General features: G+C 57.0%; 14 protein-coding genes. 8 read left to right on the top strand and 6 right to left on the bottom strand.

What is annotated here, in order from left to right:
- The first annotated feature begins 57 nt into the window (after nt 1-57).
- The 6 genes from ACP15F_RS13420 to lpxK all read left to right on the top strand — a co-directional run bounded on the left by ACP15F_RS13420 (nt 58) and on the right by lpxK (nt 6755).
- On the top strand, nt 58-1125 hold the full coding sequence (locus tag ACP15F_RS13420; protein ID WP_424941329.1) for an NAD(P)-dependent oxidoreductase: 1068 nt from the start codon (nt 58-60) through the stop codon (nt 1123-1125).
- A gap of 80 nt (nt 1126-1205) precedes the next feature.
- Entirely contained in the window at nt 1206-2210 is a 1005-nt protein-coding gene (locus tag ACP15F_RS13415; RefSeq protein ID WP_424941328.1) for an ArsJ-associated glyceraldehyde-3-phosphate dehydrogenase, read from the top strand.
- Nucleotides 2211-2275: 65 nt separating this feature from the next.
- Nucleotides 2276-3460: an organoarsenical effux MFS transporter ArsJ gene (gene arsJ / locus ACP15F_RS13410; protein WP_424941638.1), complete on the top strand. Its 1185-nt coding sequence runs from the start codon at nt 2276-2278 to the stop codon at nt 3458-3460.
- 9 nt (nt 3461-3469) lie between these two features.
- Nucleotides 3470-4387, top strand: coding sequence for an alpha/beta hydrolase (locus tag ACP15F_RS13405; protein WP_424941327.1), 918 nt, complete (start codon nt 3470-3472; stop codon nt 4385-4387).
- A gap of 83 nt (nt 4388-4470) precedes the next feature.
- Complete coding sequence (locus ACP15F_RS13400) at nt 4471-5757, top strand: 3-deoxy-D-manno-octulosonic acid transferase (RefSeq protein WP_424941326.1); 1287 nt, start codon at nt 4471-4473, stop codon at nt 5755-5757.
- Nucleotides 5757-6755: a tetraacyldisaccharide 4'-kinase gene (gene lpxK / locus ACP15F_RS13395; protein ID WP_424941325.1), complete on the top strand. Its 999-nt coding sequence runs from the start codon at nt 5757-5759 to the stop codon at nt 6753-6755. Before ACP15F_RS13400 ends, lpxK begins: the two co-directional genes overlap by 1 nt.
- Nucleotides 6756-6782: 27 nt before the next feature.
- Here the strand turns inward: lpxK and ACP15F_RS13390 are convergent, their stop codons facing one another.
- Nucleotides 6783-7439, bottom strand: coding sequence for a DsbA family protein (locus ACP15F_RS13390; RefSeq protein ID WP_424941324.1), 657 nt, complete (start codon nt 7437-7439; stop codon nt 6783-6785).
- 12 nt (nt 7440-7451) lie between these two features.
- Nucleotides 7452-7979, bottom strand: coding sequence for a DUF721 domain-containing protein (locus ACP15F_RS13385; RefSeq protein ID WP_424941323.1), 528 nt, complete (start codon nt 7977-7979; stop codon nt 7452-7454).
- Nucleotides 7980-8055: 76 nt separating this feature from the next.
- Between ACP15F_RS13385 and mutY the strand changes: the two genes are divergently transcribed.
- Complete coding sequence (gene mutY / locus ACP15F_RS13380) at nt 8056-9096, top strand: A/G-specific adenine glycosylase (protein WP_424941322.1); 1041 nt, start codon at nt 8056-8058, stop codon at nt 9094-9096.
- A 50-nt stretch (nt 9097-9146) separates the two neighbouring features.
- Nucleotides 9147-10286 carry an alkane 1-monooxygenase gene (locus tag ACP15F_RS13375; protein WP_424941321.1) on the top strand — a complete coding sequence of 380 codons (1140 nt, stop codon included), beginning with the start codon at nt 9147-9149 and terminating at the stop codon, nt 10284-10286.
- Here the strand turns inward: ACP15F_RS13375 and ACP15F_RS13370 are convergent.
- The 4 genes from ACP15F_RS13370 to ACP15F_RS13355 form a co-directional block, all read right to left on the bottom strand.
- A complete protein-coding gene (locus ACP15F_RS13370) occupies nt 10283-10906 on the bottom strand; it encodes a glutathione S-transferase (protein WP_424941320.1) in 624 nt (207 codons plus the stop codon). The genes ACP15F_RS13375 and ACP15F_RS13370 overlap by 4 nt on opposite strands.
- A gap of 138 nt (nt 10907-11044) precedes the next feature.
- A complete protein-coding gene (locus tag ACP15F_RS13365; protein ID WP_424941319.1) occupies nt 11045-12145 on the bottom strand; it encodes a site-specific DNA-methyltransferase in 1101 nt (366 codons plus the stop codon).
- A 113-nt stretch (nt 12146-12258) separates the two neighbouring features.
- Nucleotides 12259-12897 (bottom strand): ribonuclease HII, encoded by a 639-nt coding sequence (locus ACP15F_RS13360; RefSeq protein WP_424941318.1) that lies wholly within the window; start codon nt 12895-12897, stop codon nt 12259-12261.
- A 122-nt stretch (nt 12898-13019) separates the two neighbouring features.
- The gene (locus ACP15F_RS13355; RefSeq protein WP_424941317.1) at nt 13020-13529 is read right to left on the bottom strand and encodes a hypothetical protein; all 510 of its coding nucleotides are present in this window, start codon (nt 13527-13529) and stop codon (nt 13020-13022) included.
- Nucleotides 13530-13648 lie beyond the last annotated feature (119 nt).

Genomic DNA, 13648 nt, shown 5'->3' with positions numbered 1-13648 from the left:
CTATGGAAATATTTCCCAAGTAGGTGCATATCACACGCAACTCATCGGAGGCGCGATATGGATCATCTGCCAGTATTTCTGGATATAAAGGGCCGAAAAGTGGTCATAGACGGGGGCGGTACAACCGCTGCTCGGCGTGTTGAACGTGCCTTGGACGCCGGAGCTGTGGTGCATGTTTTTGAACCAGACCCGCAGGATGAACTTCTGGGATTGCTGCAGCGACCGGGTGTGACGCATCATGCGCGTCTGCCGCGAAAGGACGATTTCAAAGGCTGCATCATCGCCTATGGCGCGTCCGACATTCCCGAGCGGGACGAGTTCCTTCACGCCGCCGCCAAGGCTGAAGGTGCGCTGGTGAACGTGGCGGATGTGAAGCCTTTGTGCGATTTCATCACGCCATCCATTGTAGATCGCAGCCCCGTTACGATCGCCATCTCGACTGGAGGCGCCGCGCCCGTCATCGCTCGTATCCTACGTGCTCGGATCGAGTCGCTTCTGCCCTCCGGCTATGGCCGTCTTGCGAGCTTTCTTAGCGGCTTTCGGGGCAAGATAGAGACACATGTAACCGGAGGCCGCGCCCGTCGTCGGTTCTGGGAACAGATGATCGAAGGCTCGATTGGCGATGCCTTCCTGGCGGGCGACGAGGTCCGAGCCGAAGAGCTGATCGACCAGTCTTTGACTGGCGAAGACCCGGATCAGAAGGGCGGGATCTGGCTGGTGGGCATCGGATCAGGCGCACAGGATCTACTGACCTTTCGCGCGCTGTCGGTGATGCAGCGTGCCGATGTGATCATCCACGATGCCTCGGCCAACGCTGACATTCTGGCGCTGACCCGCAGAGATGCGACTCGGATGTCTGCAGATGACGCCGCGCTGACCGACTATGCCGGGATGGCGAACAATGGCCGTCGTGTGGTCTGGCTTGTCGCGGGTGACCCCGCAAGCCGGGCGGACGCGAAGTCCTGGATTGCGCGTCTGATGGGGCAGGGGGCTGAGGTGCAGGTGGTGCCAGGTGTCTCTAACATGGGCTATTCCACCCATTCTCAGGGCAATGTCATCTCTTTGAACCAGACCTCGGAAACCGCGTCCCACGCGATGAGTTTGTCCCCACGCTTCTCGCTCTGACTCCATTGTTTGCGACGTCATAAATCTGTTACCCCTTCGACGTATCTCGCGTGAGCAGGAACCATTGAAAGGGGCATGACATGACACGTATCGCAATCAACGGACTTGGCCGCATGGGTAAGCTGGTTCTGCGGGACCTGATCGATAACGGTGCCCCAGGTGAGATCGTGCTGCTGAACGACCCCGTAGGAAATGCTGAACAGCACGCACATTTGCTGGAATGGGACACAGTGCATGGCCGCTGGCCGGCCGAGTTCTCGGCAGGTGAGGACAGCATCACGATCAACGGACAGGAAATGGCATTGACCGGATCGTGGACGTTGGAAGGGTTGCCGCTGGAAAAGCTGGGTGTCGATATGGTGATCGACTGTACCGGCGCGTTCAAAACCAACGAAAAACTGGCCCCGTACTATTCGGCTGGCGTGAAAAAGGTGATCGTCTCGGCCCCGGTTAAAGAAGAAAACGCCCTGAACATTGTTTATGGCGTCAATGATGATCTGTATGACGGACATGATCTTGTAACGGCGGCGTCTTGCACGACGAACTGTCTGGCGCCAGTCGTGAAAGTGCTTCTGGACCGGATCGGTATCAAGCACGGCTCGATGACGACGATCCACGACGTGACCAACACGCAAACCATCGTGGACCGTCCCGCCAAAGACTTGCGCCGCGCGCGGTCTGCGCTGAACTCACTGATCCCGACCTCGACCGGGTCGGCCAAGGCGATCACGCAGATCTTCCCCGAGCTGACCGGCCGCCTGAACGGCCACGCCGTGCGGGTTCCACTGCTAAATGCCTCGCTGACCGATTGTGTGTTCGAGGTCGAGCGTGAAACCACAGCCGAGGAAATCAACACCTTCTTCAAAGAGGCTGCCGAGGGTGATCTGAAGGACATCTTGGGCTATGAAGAGCGCCCACTTGTATCCGCCGATTATACCAACGATCCACGCAGCTCGATCATTGACGCATTGTCGACCATGGTGATCAATGGCACGCAGGTGAAAATCTACGCCTGGTACGACAATGAATGGGGTTACGCCTGCCGCCTGGCCGATGTTACCCGCATGGTCGGAGCCTCAATGTGACCCTAACTGAGCCCAAACAGGGGCTTGCCGCATACATCGCCGTCACAGCCGCCTATTGGGCGTTCATGCTGTCCGATGGTGCGTTGCGGATGCTGGTTCTGTTGCATTTCCACACGCTGGGCTTCTCGCCATTCACCTTGGCGTGGCTATTCCTGCTGTATGAATTCATGGGCGTCGTCACCAACTTGTCCGCAGGCTGGATTGCCGCGCGGTTTGGCCTGACTTCGACGCTCTATGCGGGTCTTTCCTTACAAATTGTAGCTCTGATAGCTTTGTCCCAGCTGTCCACGGATTGGGCCGTCGTGACCTCGGTTATCTATGTGATGGTCGTGCAGGGCATGTCTGGCGTTGCCAAAGATCTGTCCAAGATGTCGTCCAAGAGCGCGGTGAAGTTGCTGGCGCCCGAGGGCGACGGGCTGTTTCGCTGGGTGGCGATCCTGACCGGATCAAAGAATGCGGTGAAAGGATTTGGCTTCCTGATGGGGGCCGCGTTGCTGGCTTTGATCGGATTCACACCATCCGTCATTGCAATGGCGGTTGTGCTGAGCGCGATCTTGATCGGGGTCGTCGCGTTCATGCCCTCTGGGCTACCAAAAGGCTCTAAATCTGCCAAATTCTCGCAAGTTTGGTCGAAAGACGTTCGCATCAACCGCCTTTCTTTGGCGCGCATGTTCCTGTTCGGCGCACGCGACGTGTGGTTCGTCGTTGGTATACCAGTTTACTTTCACGCCGTCGTTTCGGACGGTACGCATGCCGGAGACCGCAGCGCATTCTTCCTGATCGGCAGTTTCATGGCGGTCTGGATCATTGCCTACGGAGCCGTTCAGGCTTGGGCGCCGAAGCTGTTGAAAGCCTCGCAGCGCGACCCGCATGATTTCCCCCGCCTTGCCACGCTCTGGGTTGGCATTCTGACAATCGTGATCGGCACGTTGACCGTCGTTTCTTTATTCCCCGGACCTTGGTTAACACCGGTTTTGGTGGCGGGTCTTCTGGTGTTTGGCTTTGTCTTTGCGGTGAACAGCTCGCTCCATTCCTATTTGATCCTCGCCTTCACCAAGGCCGAGCGCGTGACGATGGATGTGGGCTTTTACTATATGTCCAACGCTGCAGGCCGTCTGATCGGTACGCTTCTATCCGGTCTGTCCTATCAGATCGGAGGGCTGCCCCTGTGCCTAGGAACCGCCGCCGCGCTATCTGCTGCCAGCTGGTTTTCCGCACGCCAGCTTGCCAAGCTGGACCACGCCGCCTAGCGTGCGTCTATGGATTATTCAAAGCTGATCGATAACGAAATCTGGCGTTTCATTCGCGAGACGGACGCACACTATCCCCCCGATGCGGTGAACCGATCCGCTGCCCAGCAGCGCGAGGTTTATGACAACATGTGCCGCGCATTTTTCGCGGGTTACCCTGAGGGGTTGGAGGTGCGGGATCAGACCATCGAAACTGTTCCAAGACGTATCTATGAACCAAACGAGCCCAAGGGCACTGTGGTCTATTTCCATGGCGGAGGGTTTGTGGTCGGTGGGCTGGAAAGTCACGACGATGTCTGCGCCGAAATCGCCTATGAAACCGGACTGCGCGTGGTTAGCGCCGATTATCGTCTTTGCCCCGAACATCCCCACCCCGCGGCATTTGATGATGCGCTGACTATTGTGAAGTATGCGTCACTAACTTGGCCAAGACCGCTTGTTCTGGTTGGTGACAGCGCAGGCGGCAATCTGGCCGCTGCATCTTGCCATGCTTTGCGTGGGCAGGTTCAAATCGCCGGTCAGGTTTTGATCTATCCCGGTCTGGGCGGTGACATGTCCGAAGGGTCTTATGTCGACCATGCCAACGCGCCGATGTTGTCGATGGAGGATCTGAAGTTCTACAGCTCGATTCGCTTTGCAACCCCGCCAGACGGACCAGACCCAACCGCTGCCCCGCTTGAGGATACGGACTTTGGTGACCTGCCTCCAACAGTCTCTATTACAGCAGAATGTGATCCCTTGGCGGATGATGGCCGAACCTATCGTGACGCGATACTGGGCGCCGGTGGCAAAGCCGTTTGGTTTAATGAAACGGGGTTGGTGCACGGCTATCTACGAGCACGCCACCAGTCCGAGCGCGCACGCCACAGTTTCGAACGGATCACTCAGCAAATCACCATGTTGGCACGCGGCGAATGGCATCACTGATCGTGCCTTTCCCCTGAGTGCGGCTTCCCGTAATCTGACAAACGGAATATGCGCCGGATTGGCGCCCAAGAAAAAGGCCGGCCATGTCGCTTATCGGATCATCGCTTTTGCGGCGCTTGCAAGCATTGCAGGGCAAGAGGACTGCCGGACATCGCGCACCGTTTGAAGAACCTCTGGATGACGGCGCGCAGAGAGTTGAACGTGCGCGCAAGGGTTTGTCCGATCATCCACGCCCTGACGGGTTCGTCATCTGGGCTTGCCTGCCCGATCTGACAGAAAGCGAGGCCCTTTCGTCACTTATCCCACCCCTTAGCGCAGAAATGGGTGAGGTGACGCTTCTGTTGACCACACCAGACCCGCAACCAAATGGCGCTGCACCGCTTGGCAGTCTTCATCAGGTCAGCCCAAAATTTGAACCCTCGTCAATCCGCAACTTTCTAGAGCATTGGCAGCCGGATGTGGTCATCTGGATGCAGCCAGAAATTGATCTGATCGTTTTTGGCGCGCTGAAACAACAGGGCGCGTCGGTTGTCTGGATGGGGGCGGGATCTCCGCAAGATCGAGGTCTGACGCAGCGGTTTAAGCTGTCGGCTCTTCGTGATGCAGTTGCTGAATTAGATACGATCATTGCCAAAGATGGGGCGTCGAAGCGTGAACTTGTGCGCCTTGGGGTTCCCACAGACAAGCTACAGGTTACGGGTGCTCTTCAGCCCCTAAGCCAGGTGCCCAGCTGTGATATTGAAGAGCGCGATCGCATTGCGCAGAAACTGGATGCGCGACCGGTCTGGTTGGCCGTTGGCATTGATCCGCGCGAAGAAAGCGCAATACTTGCCGCGCATCGGATACTTATCCGCAAGTCACATCGCCTTTTGCTGGTTCTTATCCCCGAAGATCCTGCCCATGCCTCGAAACTGGCAGAGAGACTTGAGGATGACAGTTGGCTAATCTCCAACCGCTCTAACGACGGAGTTCCTCATCGGGATGATCAGATCTTTATCGTCGATCGCGCAGATGAATGCGAGCTTTGGATGCATCTTGCGGCGATCACATTGATTGGTGGAACTTTGGCCGATGGAGCCAATAAGAATCCGCTAAATCCCGCTGCACTAGGGTCTGTTGTTCTTTATGGGCCAAAGGGTGGAAGACACGCAGCATCGCTGGATCGGTTGGCTCAGGCAGGTGCCGCGCGCAAGGTGCGTGACGCATCAACCTTGGCGATTGAGGTCGAACATCTTCTGGCACCGGATAAGGCGGCCGAAATGGCAATGGCTGCGTGGGATGTGACCACCAACGGAGCCGATGTTGGTGAATTCTTGATGCGGCGGCTTCTGGATCTTCTGGATGAAGCTGAAAGTCGAAAGGGATATTGATGCGGACGCCCAGTTATTGGTTCACCGATCCTGATAAGCCAAATTGGCGCGCACGTTTGCTGGCGCCATTTGGATGGGTCTATGGATTTGGTACGGCGCGACGCGTCGCGCATGCGGATACAGCCTATCGTGCGTCTGTCCCCGTTGTTTGCGTCGGTAATATCAACGCTGGTGGAACCGGGAAGACGCCCACCACCATTGCGCTGGCTCAAAGGCTGATTGCACAGGGCAAGGCTGTGCACATCGTTTCGCGCGGCCATCGTGGGAGCGAAGAAGGGCCGCTTCTTGTGGAGGAGCGTCAGCACGGCGCAGCACTGGTCGGGGATGAGCCGCTTTTGATGGCTGCTTTTGCTCCGACTTGGATCGCGCGCGACCGTGTAAAAGGAGTGCAAGCCGCAGAAGCCGCAGGCGCCGAAATCATCTTGATGGATGATGGGTTTCAGAATCCGAGCGTACATAAAACGCTGTCAATTGTGGTCGTGGATGCCGTGAAAGGTTTTGGTAATGCACGCTGCATTCCGGCCGGCCCCCTGCGCGAGCCGGTCAGCGCCGGAATGAAGCGCGCAGATATCCTTCTGACCATTGGGCACGCACGTGCACAGGGCCTTTTCAAGCAAAGATGGAGCGACGAAATCAACTGTCCACATGCGACAGGACGACTTGAGCCACTTCAAACCGGTATGGACTGGCAGGGAATGGATGTGTTGGCGTTCGCAGGCATCGGACTGCCCGAGAAGTTTTTCGCAACGGTTCGCGATCTAGGAGCGAATCTGCTTCGCGCAGAGGCATTGGCCGACCATCAACCCCTCACAGATGCGCTGATGAAGCGCCTCGAAGTCGAGGCCGCCGCATTGGGTGCTCAACTGGTTACGACCGAGAAAGACGCCGTACGTTTGCCCGACAGCTTCCGCCGTCGCGTGTTGACCGTGCCTGTTCGATTGGAGCTTGAGGATTGGAGCGCAGTTGATGCCAAACTTGCGCGGATACTGGCGGGTTAGGGCCTTTTCGACCCTAACCCTAAAGGTTTAAGAACCCAGCTTTTCGTCGAGAAGTTCAGCAAATTCACCATAGCTCATGTTCGAATACTTGGTGCCGTCGATAACGAATGACGGGGTAGCTGTGATCTGATCAGCGTTTGCGTTTTGCTGATAAGCTGCAACCAGGCTTTTGGCCGATGCTTCGTCCTGCAAGCAGGCATCCATTTGCTCGTCGGTCAAGCCAGCTGTGCGGCCAAGTTTTTTCAGATTGGCCACGATTGTGGTGGGCGAACCATCTGCGATCCAGTCTTTCTGGCCACCATAGATCAGGTCAACCAGACCAAAATACCGCGTGTCTCCGCCGCAACGTGCGATCATACCTGCCCACAGGCCGAACTGATCGAAATAGACTTCGCGGTGGATAAACTTGACCTTGCCGGTGTCGATATAATTCTGCTTCAGCTTCTTGAAGGTGTCCTCGTGGAAGTTGGCGCAGTGGGGGCAAGTATAGGATGCATACTCGATCACGGTGATCGGTGCATTTTCATCACCCAAGACCATGTCAGCTGCGGGCTCGATTGCTGCGTCGTTGCTTTGCGCTTCAGCTACGGAAACGCCGGGCAGCGAGCCGTTGTTCTGCGTCATGTAAAACGCGCCGCCAATGGCGATCACGGCAGCAATCAGGATTGGAAGGATACGATTCATGTGTTTTCAGCCTTATTCGTGTCTGTTCTTCGTAATTACATTGCGCGCCAGAAGCTCCAGCGCGGATCTTAGCCCATCGTCACCTATGTCTCTGGTCGCGTCGGTTGCGCGCGTCAAAGCCTTGGGGTCGGGCTGGGGTTGTTTCTTTGGGGCGTGGGTGAATTGGGCCTGACCTTCGGAAAAACCGGTGGAAGCCGTCTGCGTGATGCGAATGCGCGAAATCGCGTTGTAGCCATAGACCGCGTTCACCTTCTGGCGCAGCTGATCCTTTTGCATATCCAGCATCGGCGCCTGCGCCCCGGTTGTCAGAACCGTCAGCGTCGCACCCATACCGCCGCGCCCATACGAAATGTCTACCGGGCGCGAGATTCTGGCCGTCGCGTCGCCGACAATTTCAGCCCAATGGGTCAGCACACGCGTGACCGCAAAGCCGCGGGTCTCGCTCGCTTTGCGAATCCGGGCCGACAAAAGGGACGAGGTGCGCTCGAAGCCTTTTTTGCGGCGGGGATATGTGGTTGGCTTTTCCATCGGCAGATGCATGTGACTCGTTTCTTTTCACTTATTCTAGGCTGTTCACTTTGCTATGCCAGAACAAACGACGGATAGGAGATAACACGTGCGTGACGGGCCGAAAACTGCCGAGCTTCTGGGCTGGTATGATCGCCATGCGCGTGAACTACCGTGGCGTGTCAGTCCGAGCGATCGGGCAAGTGGTGTTGTGCCGGACCCTTACGCAGTGTGGCTGTCCGAGATTATGTTGCAGCAGACCACCGTCGCCGCAGTAAGAGACTATTTCACCCGATTCATGTCCATTTGGCCCACGGTTCAAGATCTCGCCGGGGCTGAAGATGATCGAGTTATGGGGGAATGGGCCGGGCTTGGATACTACGCCCGGGCACGCAATCTGTTAAAATGTGCGCGCGAAGTTACCGCGTTGGGCGGATTTCCCACGACACGCGATGGGCTTCAGGCGCTTCCGGGGATTGGGCCCTATACCTCGGCCGCGATCTCGGCGATTGCCTATGATCTGCCGGAAACGGTCGTGGACGGGAATGTCGAACGCGTGATGTCGCGGGTGTTTCACGTCAAAACGCCTTTGCCGGATGCCAAGGGTGAGCTGACGCAGCTGGCCGAAACCCTGACACCTCAGAACCGGGCGGGGGACTACGCGCAAGCCGTGATGGATCTGGGCGCCACGATCTGCACGCCGAAATCGCCCGCGTGTGGCATTTGCCCATGGAATAGAGAGTGTTCGGCCCGAACCGCTGGCGTACAGGCAGAGCTTCCCAAGAAGAAGCCCAAGGCCAAGAAACCCACACGGTTTGGGGTGGCCTATCTGGCGCGAAACGAGGCTGGCGAGTGGCTGATGGAGCGTCGGCCAGAAAAAGGATTGCTTGGCGGAATGCTGGGCTGGCCGGGCGCAGAATGGGGTGACGCGGTGGTCGAGCACCCTCCGTTTGAGGCAGACTGGCAGGATCCTGGCGTCGAAGTTCGGCACGTTTTTACCCATTTCAACCTGCAGCTTTCGTTGCGTGTTGTGCAGACAAATGGACCTATTCAGCCGAAACAGGGTCTATTTTTGGACATCAAGCGAACGGACCTTCCGACCGTGATGCGGAAAGCTTTTGACGTGGCGGTATCGCATCTGTCGCATTGAGCGCGCACGCATTCATCGTTAGCCTGTGCTGGAACAGAAGGACAAACTCCATGCTTCCTGCGTCCACGATCTCGCGCTTTCGCAATGCTGCGCCCTTTGGCATCTCGATTGCCCTGCCGATTTTGGTGATTATCGCGGTGACGCAGGGCGGGTGGTTCCTGATACTGCCACCGCTGGGCACATGGTGGCTCTATACCGCGCTTGACGCGATCACCGGGCGCTACACCGAGAATGCGGACCCGATGATCGAGGACGCGGACCTGTTTTGGTACCGTATGGTCACAATGATCTGGTTCCCGATCCAATTCGTGATGATCTATGGCGCGATCTGGTACGTGACCGGGGCCGAACACATGTCGACGGTCGAGAAGTTCGGAGCATTCTTCGGTGTTGGCGTGCTGTCCGGAACGGTTGGGATTGTCTACAGCCACGAGCTGATGCACCAATCCAACCGGTTTGAGCGTTGGTTGGGAGATCTGCTGCTGGCCACCGTACTTTACAGTCATTTCCGCACCGAACACCTGCTGGTTCATCATCCCCATGTCGGTACAACCCGCGACGCCGTCACCGCACGGTATAACGAGGGCTTCCACCGCTTTTTCTTCCGGGTGCTGTTTGAGGCGCCGGTGTCGGCTTGGCGCGCGGAAAAGGCGATGCTGGCGCGGCGCGGCCTGTCTGTTTTTGACCGTGCCAACCCTTTCTGGCGCTATGGCTCGCTGCAATTTGTTGCGATTATTCTGGCGGTCTGGATCGGTGGGTGGTTGGGCCTTGCGCTTTTTGCGTTTCAGGCCTTTGTCGCTGTTTGGCAGTTGGAACTGGTAAATTATGTCGAGCACTACGGCCTGACCCGCAAACATCTGGGCGACGGAAAATACGAACGCGTGATGCCGCATCACAGCTGGAACGCCGATCACAAGGCGTCGAACTGGTTGTTGATCAACCTTCAGCGCCATTCGGATCACCACTATAAACCTGCCCGCCGCTTTCCGCTGTTGCAGACCTATCCTGACGCCGAAGCGCCACAACTTCCTTATGGCTATCCGATCATGACGATGGCCGCGCTGATCCCGCCCGTCTGGCGGCGCGTGATGAACCCGCGCGTGCGCGCATGGCGCAAACTACATTACCCCGAGGTGACTGACTGGAGCGCTTACAAGGCAGGTACTCTGCCGCCTCCTGCGATACGTTAAGGGAACAAAAGCGGAGTATCCCCGTCGCTCCAGACAGGGTTCTTCGTCATCACGAAGTTCAATCGCTCGCTGGCCAAAAACGTCTCTAACCAGGCGGAAACATTGGGTGTAACCTCGCTGTCGAAACGAGGTTTGTTGATATTCGCAAACTGTCGCACGAAGGGCAGGGTGGCCAAGTCGGCCAGTGTGGGGTGGGCACCAAATAGCCAGCCCTCAGACAATTGCGCTTCTAATCCGCCCAGAATGTTCATCGCTTCGGCCCGTGTGAGATCGGGATCGCTGTCGGGATGGCGCACCGCGTATTTCGTCAGATCCAGTGCATTTTTGAACGGGCCATCGAAGGTTTCGATCAGGTTGTGCCCAGCATCTGGCATCCGCAACAGATCTTCGGGGTCAGATTGGGCCAACGCCCATTTCATCACATCCAAGCTTTCGTCAATCTTCTGATCGTTTGCGACCAAACACGGCACCGTCGCGCTGGGCGAAGCGTCAAGAAATGCGGCGGGTTTATCGCGCAACAGAATTTCACGCAGTTCAACCTGCACACCCGCACTGGCAATCGCCAGACGCGCGCGGATCGCATAGGGGCAGCGGCGGAAGGAATAAAGGATCGGCATCATACCCCCAGAAAGCAAAAAAAGCCCTGCCTAACAAGTAGGCAGGGCCAGTCAGGTTGTGCTGTGGCGGCGGGCCACAGGCACAGGCGGTACCTGATGGTGCGGGCGCGTCTGATGCGCGCGCCGCAAATTCTGTGTGGATTAGTTCATTTCCGCGCGGATTTGCTGGCGCAGCAGGTCGATCGGAGCTTTCTTTCCGTCCTGCTTGAAGTGCCAGTAGGTCCAACCATTGCAGCTGGGCGCGCTTTCCAACGCAGCACCAACCTGATGGATCGAGCCGCGGGCTTCCCCGGAAATAAGCGTGCCGTCAGCGCGGACCTTTGCGGTTTTCCCGCGCGGGCTGGTCAGAACTTCGCCCGGACGCAGCATTCCGCGTTCAACCAACTGGCCGAAGGGCACGCGCGGTTCGGCGCGTTTCGACGGCGTGGTGGTCAGGGCTTCCTTGTCGAACTTGCGCACTTTTGAGATGCGCTTTTCGGCGACCTTGCGATAGGCGGCTTCGCGTTCGATACCGATGAAGTCACGGCCCAGCATCTTCGCAACTGCACCAGTGGTGCCGGTGCCAAAGAACGGATCAAGGATCACATCCCCGGGGTTGGTGGCGCCGACCAGAACGCGATGCAGCAAGCTTTCGGGTTTCTGGGTCGGGTGGGCTTTGTCGCCGTTTTCGTCTTTCAGGCGCTCGTGGCCTGTGCAAATCGGCAGAACCCAGTCGGAACGCATCTGAACACCTTCGTTCAGTGCTTTCAGTGCTTCATAGTTAAACGTGTACTTGGCGCCTTCGGATTTCGAGGCCCAGATCATCGTTTCGTGCGCATTGGTAAAGCGCTTACCGCGGAAGTTCGGCATCGGGTTCGACTTGCGCCAGATGACGTCGTTCAGGATCCAATAGCCTTGGTTCTGAAGCTCAGCGCCCATGCGGAACACATTGTGATACGAACCAATGACCCAAATCGCGCCATTCGGTTTCAGGATGCGGCGCGCGGCTTTCAACCAAGCGCGAGTGAACTGGTCATATGCCTTGAAGCTGTCGAACTGGTCCCAATCGTCATCGACGGCGTCGACTTTCGAGTTGTCCGGGCGGTGAAGTTCACCTTTCAGCTGCAAGTTATAGGGGGGATCCGCGAAGATCATATCGACCGAGTTCTCTGGAAGACTGTTCATCACTTCGATGCAGTCGCCATCAAGAATCTGGTTCAGGGGCAGCTCTACAGCCGCCTTTGTCTTGGTTTTAGTTACCATATCTGCCTCATGTACCGGCGCATTTTGCGCTCTTATCAGCGGCGTGTTTTCACGCTCGTTTTGATGAGGTCAGGATGATTCAAAGATGATTCTTCGTCAAATTCTTTTTTGAATCAGTCACTTACATTTTCTTGTTGATACAAGATATTGTGTACGGGCTTGAAAGAACGTCTATGGTGTGGGGTCACCCCAAGATTTTGAAGCGCCAACCTGTGGCTTTTTGACGGGTATCCGGCGTTTGTCTCCCAGCCGTAACCGGGGAACTGTTGCGCCAAATCCACCATGATCTGATCGCGGGCAATTTTTGCTACGATCGAGGCGGCGGAAATCGACACGGAACGCGCGTCGCCTTTCACGATGGTTTCCAAAGGCCCAGTCAGACCGCGCGGAATTTGGTTTCCGTCGATCAACAAGTAATCCGCCTGTTGGGACAGTCCCGCGACCGCGCGCTCCATCGCTAGGTGGCTCGCGCGCAGGATGTTCAGTTCGTCAATCTCTTCGACCGAGGCATGGGCGATGCACACGCTGGCTTTCTCGTGGATTGCATCCCACAGCGCCTCGCGACGTTTGGCGGACAGCTTTTTGGAATCGTTTAGTCCTTCGGGGATGTCGTCGGGGTTCAATATGACGGCTGCAGCGGTGACGGGACCGGCCAGCGGGCCGCGCCCAACCTCGTCCACGCCGGCGATAAGGCGAAAGCCACGATCCATCGCGGCAGTTTCAAAGCTGAAATCAGGAACAGTTTTTGTCATTCTCTTGGGGTGGCCCAAAGTGTCCGGCCTCGCAAGCAAAAAGGGCAGAGGCCGAAGCCTCTGCCAAGTTTAACGGCGCGAAAAGTAAAAGGGACCGGCGCGCCGCTGCTCGATTTATCTGCTTACTTGTTCACAGCGCGGTAACCGCGTTTGCTGAGGCATTGGGGCGCGTATCCGTGGCGCGTGACGTAGACGCCCTTGCGGTTCTTCACGACTACGGTGCGTTTGCAGGTGCGCGGCAGTTCGTGGGCGTACTTGAATTTTTGATTCAGGCATTTGTTGCCGAACATGATTTTACGACCGGTTTGCGTTTTGTATTCCCGCAAGCAGTTCGACGGCAGCTTGTGGAATTTGTTTACGCCCTTGGGGTGGCGTGGGCGCGGGGGTTTCGCAACGGGGTATGATGGCGTGTAGGGGTTTGTGACGTAGCCGCGGGGATACGCTGGTTCGTCGTCATTGCCGGACAGCAGCACTCCCAACGTGACCAACCCCAGAAGCGCCGCAATGAAGGCGGCCGTATCATCGCCATCAGTGGCATCACGGGCCTGAGCGGGTGCAGTGCTTAGCGAGGCGGCCAAAACGCCGCTGAGAATAAGTTTAGCAAAAGAGCGAGGTGTTGAATTGCGGATCATGGGATCCTCCTTTCTGTTGGATCGGCGCGAGCAGGCGCTTGTCATGTCCTCAACATGCGGATTCCCCTGAAAGACAGGCAATAACGGGTGATTGTTATGTGCTATCAATGGGTCTGAGC

Source organism: Aliiroseovarius sp. S253, from assembly GCF_049800855.1.
GTDB lineage: Bacteria > Pseudomonadota > Alphaproteobacteria > Rhodobacterales > Rhodobacteraceae > Aliiroseovarius.
Note: the sequence above shows the minus strand (reverse complement) of the source record. Positions and strands in the feature narration are given on the sequence as shown.